Annotated in this window: 20 protein-coding genes; 6 read left to right on the forward strand and 14 right to left on the reverse strand. The window is 62.0% G+C overall.

Going from position 1 to position 18439, the window contains the following annotated elements; all coding sequences use genetic code 11:
* Nucleotides 1-178: 178 nt before the first annotated feature.
* From LOC54_RS00335 to LOC54_RS00365, 7 genes are all read right to left on the reverse strand, one after another.
* Nucleotides 179-1168, reverse strand: a complete 990-nt coding sequence (locus LOC54_RS00335) for an oxidoreductase (RefSeq protein ID WP_279311827.1) — start codon at nucleotides 1166-1168, stop codon at nucleotides 179-181.
* Between the two features lie 39 nt (nucleotides 1169-1207).
* A complete protein-coding gene (locus tag LOC54_RS00340) occupies nucleotides 1208-2266 on the reverse strand; it encodes an NAD(P)-dependent alcohol dehydrogenase (RefSeq protein ID WP_279311828.1) in 1059 nt (352 codons plus the stop codon).
* A 171-nt stretch (nucleotides 2267-2437) separates the two neighbouring features.
* Complete coding sequence (locus LOC54_RS00345) at nucleotides 2438-3199, reverse strand: YfdX family protein (RefSeq protein ID WP_279311829.1); 762 nt, start codon at nucleotides 3197-3199, stop codon at nucleotides 2438-2440.
* An 81-nt stretch (nucleotides 3200-3280) separates the two neighbouring features.
* Nucleotides 3281-4639, reverse strand: a complete 1359-nt coding sequence (gene glmM / locus LOC54_RS00350) for a phosphoglucosamine mutase (RefSeq protein ID WP_279311830.1) — start codon at nucleotides 4637-4639, stop codon at nucleotides 3281-3283.
* Nucleotides 4640-4714: 75 nt separating this feature from the next.
* Complete coding sequence (gene pyk / locus LOC54_RS00355) at nucleotides 4715-6169, reverse strand: pyruvate kinase (protein WP_279311831.1); 1455 nt, start codon at nucleotides 6167-6169, stop codon at nucleotides 4715-4717.
* Between the two features lie 46 nt (nucleotides 6170-6215).
* Entirely contained in the window at nucleotides 6216-7226 is a 1011-nt protein-coding gene (locus LOC54_RS00360) for an SH3 domain-containing protein (RefSeq protein WP_279311832.1), read from the reverse strand.
* Between the two features lie 103 nt (nucleotides 7227-7329).
* A complete protein-coding gene (locus tag LOC54_RS00365) occupies nucleotides 7330-8106 on the reverse strand; it encodes a molybdopterin-synthase adenylyltransferase MoeB (protein ID WP_279311833.1) in 777 nt (258 codons plus the stop codon).
* Nucleotides 8107-8226: 120 nt separating this feature from the next.
* Here LOC54_RS00365 and LOC54_RS00370 point away from each other — a divergent pair, with 120 nt between their 5' ends.
* On the forward strand, nucleotides 8227-8871 hold the full coding sequence (locus LOC54_RS00370; RefSeq protein WP_279311834.1) for a DUF2939 domain-containing protein: 645 nt from the start codon (nucleotides 8227-8229) through the stop codon (nucleotides 8869-8871).
* 59 nt (nucleotides 8872-8930) lie between these two features.
* On the opposite strand, the gene LOC54_RS00375 is transcribed toward LOC54_RS00370, so the two are convergent.
* A complete protein-coding gene (locus LOC54_RS00375; protein ID WP_279311835.1) occupies nucleotides 8931-9167 on the reverse strand; it encodes a DUF3126 family protein in 237 nt (78 codons plus the stop codon).
* On the opposite strand from LOC54_RS00375, the gene LOC54_RS00380 reads away from it, so the two are divergent.
* Both LOC54_RS00380 and LOC54_RS00385 read left to right on the forward strand, forming a co-directional pair.
* Nucleotides 9166-9807, forward strand: a complete 642-nt coding sequence (locus LOC54_RS00380; protein WP_279311836.1) for a hypothetical protein — start codon at nucleotides 9166-9168, stop codon at nucleotides 9805-9807. The two genes, LOC54_RS00375 and LOC54_RS00380, sit on opposite strands and share 2 nt — an antisense overlap.
* Nucleotides 9808-9890: 83 nt before the next feature.
* Nucleotides 9891-10484, forward strand: coding sequence for a hypothetical protein (locus LOC54_RS00385; protein WP_279311837.1), 594 nt, complete (start codon nucleotides 9891-9893; stop codon nucleotides 10482-10484).
* Here the strand turns inward: LOC54_RS00385 and LOC54_RS00390 are convergent.
* From LOC54_RS00390 to LOC54_RS00405, 4 genes are all read right to left on the reverse strand, one after another.
* Nucleotides 10477-10950, reverse strand: coding sequence for a GNAT family N-acetyltransferase (locus LOC54_RS00390; protein WP_279311838.1), 474 nt, complete (start codon nucleotides 10948-10950; stop codon nucleotides 10477-10479). The two genes, LOC54_RS00385 and LOC54_RS00390, sit on opposite strands and share 8 nt — an antisense overlap.
* Nucleotides 10951-10964: 14 nt before the next feature.
* Nucleotides 10965-11657 carry a tRNA (adenosine(37)-N6)-threonylcarbamoyltransferase complex dimerization subunit type 1 TsaB gene (tsaB, locus tag LOC54_RS00395; protein ID WP_279311839.1) on the reverse strand — a complete coding sequence of 231 codons (693 nt, stop codon included), beginning with the start codon at nucleotides 11655-11657 and terminating at the stop codon, nucleotides 10965-10967.
* Nucleotides 11657-12244 (reverse strand): malonic semialdehyde reductase, encoded by a 588-nt coding sequence (locus LOC54_RS00400; protein ID WP_279311840.1) that lies wholly within the window; start codon nucleotides 12242-12244, stop codon nucleotides 11657-11659. Before LOC54_RS00400 ends, tsaB begins: the two co-directional genes overlap by 1 nt.
* A gap of 99 nt (nucleotides 12245-12343) precedes the next feature.
* Nucleotides 12344-12904 carry a NifU family protein gene (locus LOC54_RS00405; RefSeq protein WP_279311841.1) on the reverse strand — a complete coding sequence of 187 codons (561 nt, stop codon included), beginning with the start codon at nucleotides 12902-12904 and terminating at the stop codon, nucleotides 12344-12346.
* A gap of 164 nt (nucleotides 12905-13068) precedes the next feature.
* On the opposite strand from LOC54_RS00405, the gene LOC54_RS00410 reads away from it, so the two are divergent.
* Genes LOC54_RS00410 through panC form a run of 3 tightly spaced genes read left to right on the forward strand, consistent with a single transcriptional unit; the run spans nucleotide 13069 to nucleotide 15967 of the window.
* On the forward strand, nucleotides 13069-14271 hold the full coding sequence (locus LOC54_RS00410) for an L-dopachrome tautomerase-related protein (RefSeq protein ID WP_279311842.1): 1203 nt from the start codon (nucleotides 13069-13071) through the stop codon (nucleotides 14269-14271).
* Nucleotides 14272-14309: 38 nt separating this feature from the next.
* The gene (gene panB, locus LOC54_RS00415; protein ID WP_279311843.1) at nucleotides 14310-15137 is read left to right on the forward strand and encodes a 3-methyl-2-oxobutanoate hydroxymethyltransferase; all 828 of its coding nucleotides are present in this window, start codon (nucleotides 14310-14312) and stop codon (nucleotides 15135-15137) included.
* Nucleotides 15134-15967 carry a pantoate--beta-alanine ligase gene (gene panC, locus LOC54_RS00420; protein ID WP_279311844.1) on the forward strand — a complete coding sequence of 278 codons (834 nt, stop codon included), beginning with the start codon at nucleotides 15134-15136 and terminating at the stop codon, nucleotides 15965-15967. Before panB ends, panC begins: the two co-directional genes overlap by 4 nt.
* Before the next feature lie 51 nt (nucleotides 15968-16018).
* Here the strand turns inward: panC and LOC54_RS00425 are convergent, their stop codons facing one another.
* Entirely contained in the window at nucleotides 16019-17437 is a 1419-nt protein-coding gene (locus LOC54_RS00425) for a cytochrome-c peroxidase (RefSeq protein ID WP_279311894.1), read from the reverse strand.
* Between the two features lie 143 nt (nucleotides 17438-17580).
* Nucleotides 17581-18414: a site-specific DNA-methyltransferase gene (locus LOC54_RS00430; protein WP_279311845.1), complete on the reverse strand. Its 834-nt coding sequence runs from the start codon at nucleotides 18412-18414 to the stop codon at nucleotides 17581-17583.
* Nucleotides 18415-18439 lie beyond the last annotated feature (25 nt).

Consider the following 18439-nt stretch of genomic DNA (forward strand, 5'->3'; position numbering starts at 1 on the left):
TCATAAGGGGATATGTGTATTCCTGCCAACGTAGAGAACCAATATTGGCATGGGTTGCAGCAAGCAACGACTGGTATTATTCTGGCGGACTGTTTTTCTCCTCTGGCTGAGACCGAGGAGCCGGACCGGCTGACGGAGGATACGCTGCGCGCCGTTCTCCGCTCGGTCCGGTCTGTTCTCAGCTCTTCAGACTGACGACCACCCGTCCGCGGACGGTGCCTTCCAGAATGTTCCTGCTGACCTCGGGGACATCACGGAGGGTGATTTCCTTTGTCATCAGCGCCAGTCTGTCCGGATTGACGTCTCTGGCCAGCCTGTCCCATGCGCGTTTGCGTACGGGTGCGGGGCACATGACGCTGTCTATGCCTGCGAGTGTCACGCCGCGCAGGATGAAGGGGGCGACGGTTGCGGGGAAGGACATTCCTGCGGCGAGGCCGCAGGCTGTCACGACGCCGCCATAGGCCATTGAGGCGCAGATATTTGCGAGTATCTGTCCGCCCGCGACATCGACCGCTCCGGCCCAGCGGGCTTTTTCGAGCGGCTTTCCCTTTTCTGAGAACTGGCTGCGCGGGAGGATTTCCGAGGCACCGAGTGTACGGAGATACTCTTCCTCTTCCGGGCGTCCCGTGACGGCAGCGACTTTGTATCCTGCACGGGACAGGAGGATGAGCGCGACGCTGCCGACGCCTCCTGCGGCACCCGTGACGACGATAGGGCCGCTTTCGGGCGTAACGCCGTGGTCTTCCAGCGCGTTGACGCACAGTGCGGCTGTATAGCCTGCCGTTCCGAGGGACATGGCGTCTTTCGGGCTGATGCCTTCGGGGAGCGGGGTCAGCCAGTCTGCGCTGACGCGGGCTTTTTCCGCGAGGCCGCCCCAGTGTTTTTCTCCGACGCCCCATCCGTTGAGGATGACTTTATCTCCGGGGCTGAATTCCGGCGATGATGAGGTTTCCACGACGCCGGCGAAGTCCACGCCGGGCACCATCGGGAAAGACCTGACGATGGAGGGGTTTTTCCCTGTTACGGCGAGGGCGTCCTTGTAGTTCAGCGTGGACCATTCCACGCGGACCGTGACGTCGCCCTCCGGCAGCATGGTGTCATCCAGTTCGCGCAGGGAAACGCCGTATTCCCCTGCTTCGTTTTTTTCGATCAGCAGTCCTGTGAACATTTATTTTTCTTTCTTTCAGGATGTGGCGAGAGGAAAAATTCAGATTTTCTCCGGCATTGTTGCCATGTCGATGACAAAGCGATAGCGCACATCCGAGCGGAGCATGCGTTCATAGGCCGTTTCGATCTCGTCCATACGGATCATCTCGATATCTGATGTGATGTTATGCTTGCCGCAGAAATCAAGCATTTCCTGTGTTTCCGCGATGCCGCCGATCAGGGAGCCGCTGAAATTCCTGCGTTTTCTGAGCAGGCCGGAGACTGCGACCGGCAGCGGTTCGTTCGGCAGTCCGACCTGCACGAGGGTTCCGTCGCGTCTGAGCAGGCTGAGATATGCATTGATGTCGTGTTTTGCCGAGACTGCATCGATAATCAGGTCGAAGCTGTTTTTATGCTTCTGCATGGCATCGTCATCTTTTGACAGGATGACTTCGTGCGCGCCGAGACGCAGGCCGTCTGCGATCTTGCTTTCCGATGTCGTGAACAGGGCGACTTCGGCACCGAGTGCGCGGGCGAGTTTGACGGCCATGTGTCCGAGGCCGCCGAGACCGACCACACCCACGCGTTTTCCCGGGCCTGCGTTCCAGCGTTTCAGCGGGGACCAGGTTGTGATTCCGGCGCACAGGAGCGGTGCGAGGGCGGCCGGATCGAGGTGGACCGGCATTCTGAGGACGAAGCTCTGATCCGTGACGATGCTGCGGGAATAGCCGCCGAGCGTGATGTCTCCGCCGTGGCGACGGTCCTTGCCGTTATAGGTTCCGACGAAGCCTTCCTCGCAATACTGCTCCAGCCCCTCTCTGCAGCTTTCGCATTCGCGGCAGGAATCGACCATGCAGCCGACGCCGACCATGTCACCTTTCTGGAATTTCCGGACGTTTTCGCCGGTTTCCACGACATGTCCGACGATTTCGTGGCCCGGGAGGCAGGGGAATGTCGTGCCGCCCCATTCGTTGCGAGCCTGGTGCAGATCGGAGTGGCAGACGCCGCAGAACAGGATGTCGATCCTGACATCGTCCGGGCCGGTATCGCGTCTTTCGAATGTGAAAGGTGCGAGCGGTCGGTCTGCTGCTGTTGCGGCGTATCCGGTGCAGGTGAACATGGGGCCTGTTCCTTTTCTGAGTTACCGGAGGATCCGGTCAGAGGCAGGCCGTATTTATAGGAACACGTTTATGCGTCTTGCAAATAAACTGTCGGGTGAGCGGGAATGCTTTTTCCCGTGTTTTTACCCTGGCATGGCGGCTTGATGCGCCATGCCAGGGATGTCCGGTCGTCAGTTTGCGGCAGGGGCCGGTGCGGCGTGCGCGGGGGCTGCCGGTGCCTTTGCGGCGGTGTTTTTACCGGTGTTCGTGCCTGTGTTTTTGCCGGCGGGGGCCAGCGTGTCCACTTCCTCATCAGCGATGAAGACGAGGCCGTCCAGGGCTGAGCTGAGCGCGGCGGCGGCGGAGGTGGCGTCGTCTCCCTCGGCCAGAGCTGCGGCACGGTTGACTGCGCCCTGGGTCTGCTGCAGCGGAGCCAGTGCGATGATGAGGGCGGCATCCTGGCCGACGACCTGCACGGTCTGGGAGGCCTGGGCTGTATTACCCTGACGGATCTGCGTGTTGGCCGTTGTCAGTGCGGCTTTCTTCTCCGGGGCCATTTCATCTGTCACGATGAATTCAGCGCCCACCGGGATCCAGTCTGTCGGCTGCGTTGTGGCGGTGTGTCCGGCCGGGGCCGGATGCTGCGGAACGCGGTGCAGCGCGGCTTCTGCGGCGTTGAATTTCAGGCGGGCCTTGCCTGCGGCTTCAAGGCGCTTACCGGCATCGGTGATCAGGGGGACGGCCTGGGTGGTTTTTCCGGCGGCGAGGAGATCGCGGGCCTGGAGGATGTCGTCGATGGCGCGCTGACCGTCCTTTGAGAGATGTCTGAAGGAGTGGTCTGCCCTGCCCTGCTCGTATCTGTCGTGGATTTTCTGCATGACGCCTTCGGCTGAGGCAGCGACCGGGGTGAAGGAGAGTGCGGCCACGATGGCGATGGATGATGAGAGGCGCATGGTTTTCATTTCCTTAAAATGAGCTTGATCCGAATATAGGCTGGAAATGATATGTTACAATACTCCGTTGTGACACTTCTCCTATGCCGCAACGCATACGTCCCTGAGGGCGCTGCACATTTCCTCGACCGTTTCCTCCACGAGCTGCGTGTCTTCGGCTTCCACCATGACGCGGATCAGGGGTTCGGTTCCGCTGGCGCGCAGGACGAGGCGACCTCGGCCTTCGAGGCGTGATTCTATTTTTTTCCTGACCTCGTTCACGCGGCTGTCGTGCAGCGGGCTTTCTCCGGTGTAGCGCACGTTTTTCAGGAGCTGCGGGAACGGGCTGAACACGCGGCAGACTTCGCTGGCGGGGCGTCCGTCTTCCATCAGCACGGCGAGGACCTGGAGGGCGGCGATCAGGCCGTCTCCGGTTGTACTGAAGTCCGAGAGCACGACGTGTCCGGACTGTTCCCCGCCGAGATTGCATCCGAGGTCGCGCATTTTCTCGACGACGTAGCGGTCTCCGACGGCTGTGCGGACGAGGTTCAGGTTCTGGCTTTCCAGGAAGCGTTCCAGGCCCATATTGGACATGACGGTTGCCACGACCGAGTCTGTTGCGAGGCGGCCTGCAGCTTTCCATGAGCGGGCGATGACGCCGAGGATCTGGTCTCCGTCCACGAGCTGGCCTTTTTCGTCCACGATCAGCATGCGGTCCGCATCTCCGTCGAGGGCGATGCCGAGATCTGCTCCGTGTTCGACGACGGTGCGGCAGAGGGTTTCGGGGTGTGTCGAGCCGCAGTTTTCGTTGATGTTGACGCCGTCGGGTTCGCAGCCGATGCGGATGACGTCCGCGCCGAGTTCCCACAGGGCTGTGGGGGCCACGCGGTAGGCTGCTCCGTTGGCGCAGTCCACGGCGATTTTCAGTCCGTCGAGGCGTCTGCCGCGCGGGAATGAGGCCTTGGCCTGTTCGATGTATCGTCCGGCGGCGTCGTTGAGGCGGGAGGCTCTGCCGATCTGGTCCGGGGCGGCCAGCCTGTCTGACAGGTCCGTATCCATCAGGGTTTCTATATCGAGTTCGGTGCGGTCCGAGAGTTTGAAGCCGTCGGGGCCGAAGAGCTTGATCCCGTTATCGCCGAAGGGGTTGTGTGATGCGGAGATGACCACTCCGAGATCCGCGCGCAGGGAGCGTGTCAGCATGGCGATCGAGGGGGTTGGCATGGGTCCGACGAGGATGACGTCGAGCCCTGCCGAGAGGAAGCCTGAGACGAGGGCGCATTCGATCATATATCCCGAGAGGCGGGTATCTTTTCCGAGCAGGACGCGGTTGCGGTGTGCGCCGCGCCGGAAGTGGAGACCTGCGGCCTGGCCCAGTCTGAGGGCCGTGTCCACTGTCATGGGCGCTTTATTGGCTGTGCCCCTGATGCCGTCTGTTCCGAAGTAGCGTCGTGCAGCGTTCATTGCGCCCGTTTATCCCTGCCCCTTGTCCGGAGGCCTTTGGTGCGGGCCTCCGCAAAAAATATACGGGCGTTCTGTTCAGCCCGCCGCCCGGGGGATAGTTACAACCCGCAGCGTGTTTGTGGAACCGCTGACTCCGAAGGGCATACCTGCGGCGATGACGAGCGTGTCGTCCGGCTTTATGTTTTCGTGTTCCGACACGATTTTTATGGCAGCGCTTACGACGCTTTCCATCGTGACTTTCTGAGTGTCCGGGTTGCTGATTGCCGGGTGGACGCCCCAGACGAGGGCGAGGCGGCGGGCTGTTTCGGGTGTTGGTGTGATGCCGAATATGGTGCAGCCCGGGCGTTCACGGGCGATACGCAGTGCGGTGGGTCCGGATCTGGTGAAGGCGACGATGGCGGCGGCGTTCAGGGTATGGGCGACCTGGTGCGCGGCTCCGGCGATGGCGTCCGCGACGTAGCGTTCCGGTTCGGGGCATCCGGCCTGGATGAGGCTGCGCCAGCTTTCGTCCTGCTCCACTGCACCGATGATGCGGTTCATCATGCTGACGGCTTCGCGCGGGTATTCGCCTGCGGCGGATTCCGCGGAGAGCATGACGGCGTCCGCACCGTCGAACACGGCGGTTGCGACGTCCGAGGCTTCGGCGCGTGTGGGCACCGGGGTCGTAATCATGCTTTCCAGCATCTGGGTTGCGACGATGACGGGTTTTCCGGACTGTCTGGCCAGCCGGACGATCCGTTTCTGTGCGAGCGGGACGGTTTCCGGCGGGAGTTCGACGCCGAGGTCTCCGCGGGCGACCATGACGGCGTCCGAGGCTTCCATGATGGCTTCGAGGCGTTTAATGGCTTGGGGTTTTTCGAGTTTGGAGACCAGCCAGGCTTTTCCGCCGATGATGTCTCTGGCTTCCAGAACGTCTTCGGGTCGCTGGACGAAGGACAGGGCGACGAAATCGACGCCGAGTTCGAGGGCGAAGGCGAGATCCTTGCGGTCTTTTTCCGTCAGTGCCGGGATGCCCAGTTCCATGTCGGGCACGTTGACGCCCTTGCGGTCGCTGAGCTGGCCGCCGTTGACGACTTTTGTCTCTATGAAGTCCGGGCCGGTTTTCGTGACGGTCAGGCGCAGGCGTCCGTCGTTGAGCAGCAGGGTCGTGCTCTCACTGGCCGCGTCTATGATTTCCTGATGCGGGAGGCAGACGCGGGTTTTGTCGCCGGGTGTTTTATCGAGATCGAAACGGAAGGGCTGGCCTTCCTCCAGTGTGATTTCCCCGTCGCGGAAGGTTCCGACGCGGAGTTTCGGTCCCTGGAGATCCGCGAGGATTCCGACCGGGCATCCGAGTTCTTCCTCTACCTTGCGGATGGTGCGGTAGCGTTCCGCGTGGTCCTCGTGGGCGCCGTGGGAGAAGTTGAGGCGGAAGACGTCCGCTCCGGCGATGACCAGGTCGCGGATCACGTCTTCCGTTGAGGAGGCCGGGCCGAGTGTGGCGACGATTTTTGTCCGGTACTGTGTGATCGGACTTTTTTCTTTTTTCATTCCCTGTCCTTCCCGGCCTTCCTTTCCGTCGGGGACGCATCAGCCGTCAGGACGGCTGAAGGGCCTCGTCCGGGAGGAGACCCCAGATCTCCTTGCGACGCACCCATCCGGCATACTGCTTTACCGATACCTGGCACCACGCCGCTCCGGCGGCGCAGGTTTTTATGGTTCCGACGGTTCCCGGCAGAAGGACGGCGACGCCTGAGGCCGTATCTTCTCCTGCGGAGCGGAGGATGACGGCACCCGGATAGTGCGACATGTCTGTCTGCCCGGTAACGTACCCCGTTACAACGGGTTCCATGTGGCGGGGCGGATTCTTAGGATCTGCCGCGGTTTCCTTCTGTGTTCCGGGGATCACGAAATCGCGTGCGCCGACGAGAGTGGCCTGGTGAACCCATCCCTGGATTCCGTCCGCGTCTTCCACCAGACGCCAGATATCGAACTCGCGGGTGATTTTCACGGGGAGGCCGCGGCGGTGATAGACCCACTGGATCGGGTAGCGCTGGCCTGGTCCGGCACGCATGTTGACCTCATCGGCACGGAAGGCGGCGAAGCGGGGCAGCGGCAGACCGGTGTTGCTGCCTTTTTTCAGGTCCCGGGCATCTGCGGGGGGCACGTCCGGATTTTCCGGCGTTGCCGTTCCGGGCTGTGCGGCACCGGGCTGCGGCGCCAGCGGGGTGGCGGTGACGGCGGGCGGTGTGGCTGCCTGCGGCGCTGCAGTGCGTGCGGCGGCGTGCGGGGTGGCGGGCTTTTTATGGTGCGCCGGTTTTGCGTCCTTGTGGTGCGCCGCGGAGGATTTGTGCTCCTCCTTCACCTTGTCCTCGTGCTTCTTTTTTACGGCGGTTTTTTTCCTTGCCGCGGCCTCGCTGTCTTTCTTTGCCGCCTTTACGGATGAGGCGCCTTTCTTTTCCCCGTCCTTCTTATGGTGGGGATGCGGGTGCTCTTTCCCTGCTGCCGTTTTGTGTTCCTGGGCCTGGGCCGCGGACAGCACGAGGGGGGGCAGTGCCGGCATCAGGGCCAGCGCCAGAGCGAGGCGGAGCGGGGACAGGGCGTTCATGGTCCGCATCCGTGCCAATCCGTGCGGTCCCGGGCAAGTGGTTTTGTGCTCTTTCTGCGTCGTTGGCGATATTTTTTTCCGTTCCGGAGCGGAAAGCCGCGCTTCAGGGCTGCTTTTGCTCTTCCGTCTTTCCGCAGGCCGGGCAATCGGGGTCGCGACGCGTCTGCAGGGTTGTAAAGCGCATGTCCAGGGCATCCCACATCAGGAGGTGTCCGGCCATGGTTTCTCCGATGCCGAGCAGTTCCTTGAGGGTTTCCGATGCCTGGAGCGTGCCCATTACGCCTGTGACGGCTCCGAACACACCTGCCTCGCTGCAGGTGAGCTCGCCTTCCGTGCCGTCCCGTTCGGGGAAGATGCAGCGGTAGCACCCGCAGCCGGTTCCGGGTTTCCAGGCCATGAGCTGGCCTTCGAAGCGGCGGACGGCGGCTGAGATGAGGGATTTGCCTTCAGCAACGCAGGCATCGCTGACGAGGTATCGCGTGGTGAAATTGTCGCTGCCGTCGCAGACGATGTCGTAGCTGCGGATCAGGCGTCTGAGTTCCGCCGGGTCTGTCAGTCTGTGCGGGATAAGATCGAGGCGGACATCGCTGTTCAGGGCTGTGATGGCGTCCCGGGCGGAGTCGGTCTTTTTATCTCCGACGCGGGCCGTGGTGTGGAGGATCTGCCGCTGGAGATTGGAGAGATCCACGTGATCGTCATCGGCAAGGCCGAGGCGTCCGACGCCTGCTGCGGCGAGATACAGCGCGACGGGGGAGCCCAGCCCGCCTGCGCCGATGATCAGGACGGAGGAGGAGAGCAGCTTTTCCTGGCCTGTTCCTCCGACTTCGGGGAGCAGGATGTGGCGGGAGTATCGTGTGATCTGATCTTCGTTCAGCTGCATGCCGGTGTCCCGATTATGACTTTTTTACGATCAGGGGCATTCCGGCGCAGAAATCTGGTGCATGTCTGGAATGCGCATGGTAGATAGCTTGGAGGCCCTGAAGTAAGGAGAAGAAAGGCTATGTCCGGCGCTCTTGCTATCACCGCACCTGCCGACATAACAACCGCGAGGGTCTCTGCGCCTGCAGTTTTCAGGGTCAGGGCACGCAGGCTCTGCCTTGCGTCTTTTGTCTGTGCCTTTGTTCTTTTCCTTGCCTCTCCTCTCATCACTCTGTGGAATATCTCGGCTGCGATTCAGTCGGGGAATATGGAAGGGCTTGGCCGTTCGATCAACTGGGGGTCTCTGGACTCCTGTCTCAAGCAGCAGATTCTGGCCGGTCTTAATCTGGATATGTCTCCGCCTTCGGATGAGCTTCCCGATTTCGGGTCTTCCTTTGCCGTGGCGGCTGTGTCGAGCGCGATCGATCATCGTCTGACGCAGGAGAATATCGGGTCTGTTGTCGGGCAGATCTTTCCCGACGGGATCGGTGCGCAGGCCGTGAGCAGCGGTACGGTTCTGTCCGTTCTGCAGCATGCCTCGGGGCGGTTTTCGAGCTATAACGTGTTTGAGGCGCGTGTCGTTCTTCCCGGTCATGAGAAGGAGACGCCTCTGGGCATTCAGCTGAAGATCGAGGGCTGGCGCTGGAAGCTGACCCGTGTGGATCTTCCCGTGGCGCGGCCTGTCGTTGCCGGGAAGGATCAGGCCGGGGCCGGACGCGGGGCCTGAGAGCTTTCTTTTTCCGGCTTCCGGGCGGGAGGAGTGGCGCTCCGCCTGCCCTGATGCTGTTACTTCCGTGAGATTTCGGCCGGGAGATCTTCTTCCAGGACGATGATATTGATTGCGTAGGACGTCTCACCTTCGTCCTCATCCTTGTGGACCGTTCCGATCACTTCTCCGTTCACGGCGATTTCCACGGACAGACCGGCCCGCGGCGGCGGGTTGACAGTCAGGCCGGAAGACCCGAGGAGACGACGCAGACAGGTCTGAAGGCGAGTGACTTCAGAAGAGGTAATTGTGCTCATGAGCGCGACTCCAGACATCACCGGCACTGCCCAGTTCATTGCAGCCAGCCGGTCTGAGAAACATACCCCGGAGCGGCACCGTCCGGACCGTGGCGGTATAGGCTCCCCTCTCCTGCCCCGCAACCTCCTGGGCGGGATCATGGCTGTGACTTTTTCCGTGCTTGCTGCGAGTGCCTTAACCGTTCGTGAGAGCCGGGCGCAGAACAGCGGTCTGTCCGCTCATTTCGTTCAGGCCAGCGAGATCGAGCAGTATATTCACCGGCATGGCGCACGGGCTGCGGCTGAGGCTCTGACGAAGGAGAATGAGTGGTCCCGTCTTCGCAGGGCCGTGGCGTCGGGCTGGGGCAACTGGGAGAAGCTGGTTCCTGAGCTGATGCCGGCCGTGAGCGTGCATACGGGGGAGTCTCTGCTCGGGGCGCTGAACACGGCTCTGCCTCTCAACCCGCATGCGACGCTGGAGGCGGTTCCGCCGTCTGCGCGGGAGGAGTATCTTGCGCGGGTCTGTTCTCCTGTGCATCAGCCTGAGCTGTGGCGTCACAGGACGCTGAGGGCTTTGTCCAGTATGCATCCGGCCCATGCGGAGGAGCAGGAAAAGGTCAGTTTCTGCCTGAAATCCCTGAAGGAAGCTTCCGAGACCTGAGGGGCGGATTTCTGCCGGGCTTTGCGCCTTTTCGCGAAGTCACCTAAAGCTTCTTTTCCTGCGGGGAGAAGGATCTGATTCGGGTGTTTCGCAACAGGCTGGCTGCTTTCCTTTCATTGTCTTTCTGTCTTCCTCTTCTGTCTTCCTGTGGCTATTTCCATTCGCGCTCCGCGCATCAGGCTCAGGTCAGCATGATCGGGACGACGCTGACGGATCTGGAGGCCTGTGCGGGACTTCCTGACAAGCGTGAGAAGATCAGCGATACGGTTCAGATTCTGGAATATGTCTACAAGCCTGAGACGACCGGGGATATCTCGATCAATCCGTTCGGGATTTCCCAGATCTCCTATAACGGCAAGGGGCATTTCTGCATTGCGGTTTTCCGTATCGATGAGGGCCGGGTGAGTTCCCTGCATTATAACGGATCGACCGATATGGAGATCGGGACGGATGGTATCTGCGAGCCTCTGTTACGCGGGTGTCTGCGTCAGCCTGTGACCAGCATGAAGCATATCCGTTCTTCCGGCCTTGGTGTTTCCGGGTTCTATTCTCCGTCCGAGCCGTCCCAGACTCCTGAGGCCATTTATGGCGTTGTTCCGAAGGATGCCGCGCCGGCGGCGGCGTCTGACCTGACTGCTCCTGCCGCCCCGGCTTCGGCAGCACCTGCGGTCAGGTAAGCAGGCGGCACAGGATGAGGGCATCGTCCCCGTCCGGATAATACGCGCGGCGGTATCCGGTTTCGGTATAGCCGTCGCGTTCGTAAAGCGTGCGGGCGGCGGTGTTGCGGGTGGCAACCTCCAGCAGGAGACGTGTCACGCCGAGCGTCTGCATGTCCTGTGCGAATACGGAGAGCAGGGTCCGGGCGATGCCGTTATGGCGGAAGTCCGGGCGAATGCCGAATGTGAGGATTTCGGCTTCATCGGCGACGGCGCGGGCGAGGAGGAATCCTGCATCTTCTGCTGTCTCCTCCGTTTCCCCTGACCGGGCCAGCCAGACTGCGCTGCCGGGCATGTTCAGCATGTCCGTGAAGTCTTTTTCCGCCCATTGTTCTGCGCGGACGAACATGTCCTGGTGCATCCGTGCGAGGGCGGCTCCGGTTTCCGGCGGAAAATGACTGGACAGGGCTGAGAGGAAGACGGGCATGTGCGGTGCGGGGGTCAGACCGGGCGGGGCCGGAGGCCTCCGGCGGGCAGTTTTGCCTCCGGCGGGTCGATATAGAGCGGCAGGACCGGGCGGGTTCTGTCTCCGCTGTCGTATTTCGTGAGGGCTGCGCGGGCGATTTCCTGCGGCTCCGGGGCGGTTCTTCCCGAGAGGGTGATACGGCCGGGGAAGCGGGTGGTCAGGTCGTTTCCGTCTGCATCCCCTGCGATGAACCAGCGGCCTGGCGGGGGTTCCCATGTTCCGGCCGGGCTGGCTTCGGGTGTGAGGGGGCCGTCCCTGAGGGAGGCGCCTTCGATGAACCACCGTCCCTGCCTTGCCGTGCTGAGACAGATCCAGCCGTCCAGGCCGTTATCCTGTGCCTGTGCGTGCAGTGCTTCGGCCAGGGCTTCTCCTCTTGAAAGGCCGGTGACGTCACAGCCTGTTCCGAGCGCGAGACCTTCCGCGAGGGCGCAGGAGGTGCGCAGGCCGGTGAAGGAACCGGGGCCGGTGAGCACGGCGATCAGGTCCGGTGTGATTTCTTCCAGGCAGGCGGCGGCGAGCTGCGGGAGATGTGCGATTCCGTCGTGCCCGGCCTCTTCCCGCATGATGTGTGTGGTGAGGGACTGATCCTGACTGATCAGCATTGCGGCGCGGGCGTGGGGGGTGAGTGAGGATGCGTCCAGGATCAGGATTGTCTGCGGGCCGGGCATCAGAGGACCTGGCAGGCTTCTTCGAATGTCAGGCGGGCGGCGCGGGGCGGCATGTCTGTCGGGTCTGCATGGCCGAGGCAGACGAGGAAGTTTGCGCGCCAGTTCCATGTGCTGAGGAAGGTGTTTTCCACGGCCATCTGATCGAAGCCTGACATGGGGAGGGCGTCGAGCCCCAGCGCGCGGGCGGCGAGGATGAGGAAGCCTCCGGCGAGGGTGCCGTTTCTCAGGGCGGTTTCTTCCGAGAGGCCGACATCTGCGGCGAACCAGTCGCGCAGGGCGGGTTCGGGATTGAGCTGCCCGAGCTGTTCGAAGAAGAGCGGATCGTGCGCGACGATCACCACGACGGGGGCTGTCATGGCTTTTTCGATATTGCCTGCGGAGAGGGCCGGTCTGAGGCGCTGTTTTGCGTCGTCCGTCGTGAGGAACACGAAGCGGGCGGGCTGGCAGTTGCCTGAGGTCGGTCCCAGTTTTACGAGATCGTAGAGATCCTGGAGCAGGTTCTGCGGGACCGGCTGGTCTGTCCAGCGCTGCGGGGTACGGGCCTGCCGGAACAGGCTGTCGAGCGCGTTATCGTCCACCGGTGTCATTCTGCTCTCCCGCCGTTATTGCGGCGGGTGTGTGTTTCCGCTCCCGGCCGCATCCTGCGGAGATAGGACGCGGCGGGGTGGAAACTCAAGGGGTGTGTTTCAGAACACCTGCTCGACCGAGACGATTTCGGGGACGTAGTGCCGCAGCATGTTCTCGACGCCGTGTTTGAGGGTGGCGCCTGAGGAGGGGCATCCGGAGCATGCGCCCTGCATGGTCAGCCGCACGACGCCGTCGCGATATCCGCGGAAGACGATGTCTCCTCCGTCTCCGGCGACGGCGGGGCGTACGCGGGTGTCGAGGAGTTCCTTGATCTGCTGGACGATTTCCTCGTCCCCCGGAAGGATCGGGTCTTCAGTGACGGCCTGGCTGTCCTCTACGCAGGGGCGTCCTGCGGCGAAGTGATCCGCGAGCGTGGAGAGGATTTCCGGCTTGAGCTCTGCCCAGTCTGCCTCATCCGATTTGGTGACGGAGACGAAATCGGAGCCCATGAAGACGCGGGAGACGCCGGGGAGATCGAAGAGCACCTCTGCGAGGGGGGAGCGGCCCGCAACGGAATCGGGGCTGACGAAATCGATGGTTCCCTGGTCTCCCGTGACGTCACGGCCGGGGAGGAATTTCAGGGTTGCGGGGTTGGGTGTGCTTTCGGTTTCGATGAACATGGCGGCTGGTCTCCCTGGCTGCTCCGCTGCGGCTCCGGGTTCGTTCGGGGCTGATCACGGACGGGCACGGTCCTGATTTGTCTCTGCACATGGGACAGGATGTGCGAAATGGCAAGGGCAGACGATACTTGCAAGGTGCGCGTGTCGGGCGGAAAATGTCTTTCATGTTCCGCTTTTCCTTTCGAGGCCGCTCCGGCCTGCTGCCCTTCCCTGCCCTTCGGGCGCGCTCCCCTGCGGGCCGTGCGGCCGTGATCTGTGCGGCCGCGGCCTGTGCTGCTGTTGTGGGGATCATGCCTGCTTCGGCGGTGCCCATGCCGCCGAAGCCTCTTCTTGGGGCGTCGGCCCTGACGGAGGCTGCACACTCGTCGGGGCAGATATGGGAGTCCGTTGCGGCTCTGCCGTCCGGGGATATTTTGATTCTCTCGCCTGTATGGCCGGGGAATACGGGGCCGCAGCTTCAGCTTCTGGGGCGTGACGGGGCGTTGTCTCCCTTTCCGGATGCGGCCTGGAATGCGGCGGGCGGTGATCCTTCGGGGCGTTTTGTCTCCGTGACTGCGATGACGGTTCTGCCTGACGGGGCGTTATGGATTCTGGACAGCGGGCGGCCGTCCCGCGACGGGACCGCGCGGGTTGCGCTGCCGCGTCTGATCCGGTTCGATCCGGCCTCGGGCAGTGTCGTGCAGACGGTGACGATCAGGGATACGGCGCTCCGGCCAGAGAGTTTTCTGAGTGCGATTCAGATTCACGGCACGCGCGCCTATGTTCTGGATTCCGGGTCTGCTGCCATTGTTCTTGTTCATCTTGATACGGGCGTGGCGGAGCGTCGTCTGGAGATGCATCCGTCCCTGACGTCCCAGAAGCCGATTGCGGGGCCGGAGGGGATTGTGAAGGCTGCGAACGGACGGCCTTTTGAGGTGGATGCCTCTCTTCTGGCGATCAGTCCTGATGGTCGGTGGCTGTATTACCAGCCCTATTCCGGGCCTTTGTATCGTCTGAGTGCGGAGACTCTGGAGGATTCCGGCTTTACGGGTGCGGCTGTCGAGGAGAGTGCGACGCTGTGGTACAAGACGCCAGCTCTGGGCGGGATGACGGTCGGGCCGGACGGGACGCTTTACTGGTCTGACGTGACCTCTGGCAGCATCGAGAGCTATACGCCCGGGCGTGTTCCGCATCGTCTGATTACGGATCCGCGTCTGCACTGGCCCGGGGGGCTGGCTGTGGACGGGCATGGCACGCTGTATGTTCCTGCGGCTCAGCTTGATCGTTCGGCCTGGTTCACGCATGGCGATCCGCAGGTTCAGCCGCCTGTCGTGCTGTGGAAATTTGCCATTCCTGCTATGGCAACTTCGGACGTGGTTGAAAAATAACTGCAGCCTGGCGGGAGACTGCCGGGGAGGAGAACAGGATGCGCAGGACTATTTTCGATTTTCAGAAGATGAAGCAGGATGGCGAGAAGATCGTCATGCTGACCGCTTATGATTATCCGTCGGCTCTGCTGGCGGAGCGGGCAGAGATTCCTGTGCTTCTGGTCGGGGATTCCGCTGGCATGGTCGTGCACGGGCATGACACGACCATTCCCGTGACGGTGGATGACATGATCGGTCATGCCCGGGCCGTGATGCGCGGGAGCCGTTCGGCGCTGGTTGTCGTGGACATGCCGTTCCTGAGTTATGGCGATGTTCCGCAAGCTCTGCAGACCGCGCGGCGGCTGATGCAGGAGGGCGGTGCCCCGGCCGTGAAGCTGGAGGGGGGCGAGATGGTTCTCCCGGCCGTGCGGGCGCTTGTGGCGTCCGGTGTTCCGGTGATGGGGCATCTTGGTCTGACGCCGCAGTCCCAGCATACGATCGGTCTGCGGGTTCAGGCGAAGGGCGCGGAGGCGGCGGGGCGGCTGATCCGCGATGCGCAGGCTCTGGAGGCGGCAGGAGCATTCGGTGTGGTTCTGGAGGTGGTTCCGGCGGAGCTTGCGGCGCATATTGCCGGGCTTCTGACCATTCCGGTGATCGGGATCGGGGCCGGGGCCGGGTGTGATGGCCAGGTTCAGGTCTGGCATGATGTGCTGGGTCTGTTTGAGGGGCGTCCGCCGCGCCATGCTTCCGTGTTCGCGCCGATCGGGCGGCAGATTGAGGACGGTCTGAAGGAATATGCCGAGGCGGTCCGGATGGGGACATTTCCGACGAAATCCAACTCTTCCTCCATGGACCCTGAGATTCTCCGGGAAGTGCTGGAATCATGAAAGTTGTGAATTCGATTGCCGGTGTGCGGGCGCATCGTCCGGACTGTGGCCAGGCGGGGTTCGTACCGACGATGGGGTTCCTGCATGAGGGGCATCTGAGCCTCGTGCGGACGGCGAAGGAGCAGTGCGGCTCCGTTATTGTCAGTATTTTCGTCAATCCGACGCAGTTTGGTCCGAATGAGGATCTGGATCGTTATCCGCGGGCTCTGGAGCGCGATACGCAGCTTTTGCGTGAGGCCGGGGCGGATATGCTGTTCGTGCCTGATGCGCGGGAGATCTATCCGCCGGGATGGGCGACAGTGATACAGCCCGGGCCTGTTGCGGAACGGTTTGAGGGCGGGCTGCGTCCGGGGCATTTTGAGGGTGTCGCGACGGTCGTGACGAAGCTGTTTCAGATCGTGCAGCCTCAGCGGGCCTATTTCGGGCAGAAGGATGCGCAGCAATGTGCCGTGATCCGGCAGATTGTCCGTGATCTGAACATTCCCGTTGAGATCGTCGTCTGTGACATCATGCGCGAGGCCAGTGGCCTCGCGATGTCCAGCCGGAATTCCTATCTGACGGATGAGCAGAAGGCGCGGGCTGCGGATATTTCTCTGGCTCTGGTGCGGGCGCGGGAGATATGGTCCGGCGGAGAACGGCGGGCTGAAGTGCTGCGAGCTGCGGCGCTTGAGGTTCTGGCGACTCACTACCGCGATGCGGTGGATTATCTGGCGCTGGTTGATGCTGACACGTTTGAGGATGTCTCGGATGTCGGGTCCGGCGATCTTATGATCACGGCGGTTCGCGAGGGAACCGTGCGTCTTCTGGACAATATCGTTTTCCAGGACTGATCCGAGGTTTCAGGAAAAAAGGGGGCTGTGATGCCCCCTTCCCTTTGCCTCTTACTGAGGCGAGACGTTTTCTGCCTGTCCGAGCTGCTTTCCGTTATATTTTCCGGTCAGCGTTTTCAGGAAGGCCGTGATGTCGTCCACATCCTTTTCCGAGATGGATTTGTCCGGCGTCTGGTAGATCGCCATTTTGCGGACGGCTTCATGCAGGGTTTTCACGCTGCCGTCGTGGAACCAGGGGCCTGTCAGCTCTACGTTACGCAGGGTCGGCACCTTGAAGCGGTGTCTGTCCAGCGGGTCTTTCGTGACGTTGAAGCGTCCTTCATCCGCATCCGTCTGCTTTCCGCCGCGATCTGCGAAATAGTCGCCTTCCAGACCCATGACCTCGAGCGCTCCGCCACCGGCGGCGGGTCCGCTGTGGCAGCCTGAGCAGCCGACGGTTCTGAACAGGTCGTAGCCGTGTTTTTCCTGTGCCGTGAGGGCTTTCTCGTCACCCTTGAGCCAGGCGTCGAAGCGGCTGTCCGGGGTGATGAGTGTTTTCTCGAACTCGGCGATGGCGTTGGTTATCGTGTCCTTGCCGATTTCCTGGTCGGGATAGATTTTCCCGAATGCGGCTGTGTAGTCCGGATCCTGTTTCAGTTTTCCTGCGACTTCCTCCCAGTTATGGGAGCCCATTTCCAGGGGGTTCATGACGGGGCCTGCAGCCTGATCCTGGAGGTCTTTTGCGCGGCCGTCCCAGAACTGCAGCACGTTGAAGGCCGAGTTATAGACGGTCGGGACGTTGATCGGGCCTTTCTGGCCGTGGATTCCGGTTGCCGTGACGAGGTGATCGACGCCGCCCCGGTTCAGGTCGTGGCAGCTTGCGCAGTTCAGCGTGTTGTCGCCGGAGAGGTTCTTGTCGAAGAAGAGCTTCTGTCCGAGGGCGACCTTATCGGCATTCACGTCCAGGGATTCGGGGACGGGCTGGACGGGTTCGCTGCGGAAGCGGTCTGCAACGCCGGGTGTTGCGTAGTATTTCGCACGGGTCTGTGCGATCCAGTCCAGCATGATTTTCCGCTGGTCTTCCGACAGATGTGCGTGCCAGTGCATCAGGAGATACTGCGGCGGGGGCATCCGGTTCTGACGGATGACTTCCTCGATCCTGGACAGTGTCTCGTAGGGCGGGGCTTCTCCCTTCTGCATGGCGCTGAGGACCGGCTCGATACGGAAGTGCCTCAGACCCTGGGTCAGATCGCGCTGCATGATCTGTTTTGCGACCGGGATGCTGAAGTAGAACGGCAGGTTCACGCCTTTTGCGTGGCAGTAGTCGCAGCGGGCTTCGGCCATGACGCCGAATGCGGCACGGGCTACCGGATCTTTTTCCGCCGTTCCGATGCGTGGTGCGCCTTCGTGATCGAAATGCGTCAGGTACGCTACCGTACCGCCATAGGCGATGACGCCCGCACCGATCGCCCCCAGAATAATCCGTCTCAGCACGATATGTTTCCTGTGTCCCGTTTTCTGTTTCACGGACCGTGCCGGTCCGTTCTGCGATATGCCTCGCGTCCGTTCTTAGTGTACTGGCCGCGGGAATTCGTCAAAACGATTATTTTGATACAAATGATCGAAAAATACGTTCAGACGTTCTGCGGGGATCGGGCGGCGGCCAGTTCTGCGGCGAGCCTTGCGCGGGCGACCGAGACGTAGTGCGGGTCTATTTCAATACCGATCCCGGTAAGCCCCTGGCGCTGTGCCGCGATCAGTGTCGTTCCGGTTCCCATGAAGGGGTCCAGGACTTTTTCCGCGTTCCCACCGTGCAGCTTCAGGCAGAGTTCCGGCAGGGCCACGGGGAAGGTTCCGGGGTGATGAAATTTCTGTTCTTTTTTCCTGACGGTCTCATAGGGGATCAGCCAGGTGTCTCCGCGGCATCTGCGGTCCTGGGCATGTCCGCGGCGGGCGATATTGCTCTTGTCCTTGTAGGGCACGCCTGCGGCGAGGCGGTCGAGCCGGACATCTCCCGAGAGTGTCAGGTGGAACAGGTGTTCGTGGTTGCGGTTGAGGAAGCGCGGGCTGTTGACGGGTTTGAAATGTCCGACCGTGCTGCCGTCCACGGCGATGGATTTGACCCAGACGATGTGGTTCTGCAGCACGAACTGCTTCCGAAGGCGGACTGCCAGCTCGAAGGGCAGCCAGGGCTGTGCCGAGGTGCCTGCGATATTGAGGAAGAAGGAGCCGTCCGGGGTGAGGATTTTGCGGATGGCGGCGCAGATGTCTTCCATCCAGCCGAGATATCCGTCTTCTGTCAGGCTGTCCTGGTAGCTCTCATAGGCGAGGCCGATATTGTAGGGCGGTGACGTGATGACCACGTCGATCGTGCCTGAGTGCATGCGGCGCAGGATCTGCAGGCTGTCTCCCTGCACGATCCGGTGTCGCCCGGCGCGGAAGCGTTGCGGGCGGCTGCTCTGTGTCATCACGGGGATATGGTCGGTTCGGAAA

It is taken from the genome of Acetobacter sp. AN02, from assembly GCF_029759835.1.
Lineage (GTDB): Bacteria > Pseudomonadota > Alphaproteobacteria > Acetobacterales > Acetobacteraceae > Acetobacter.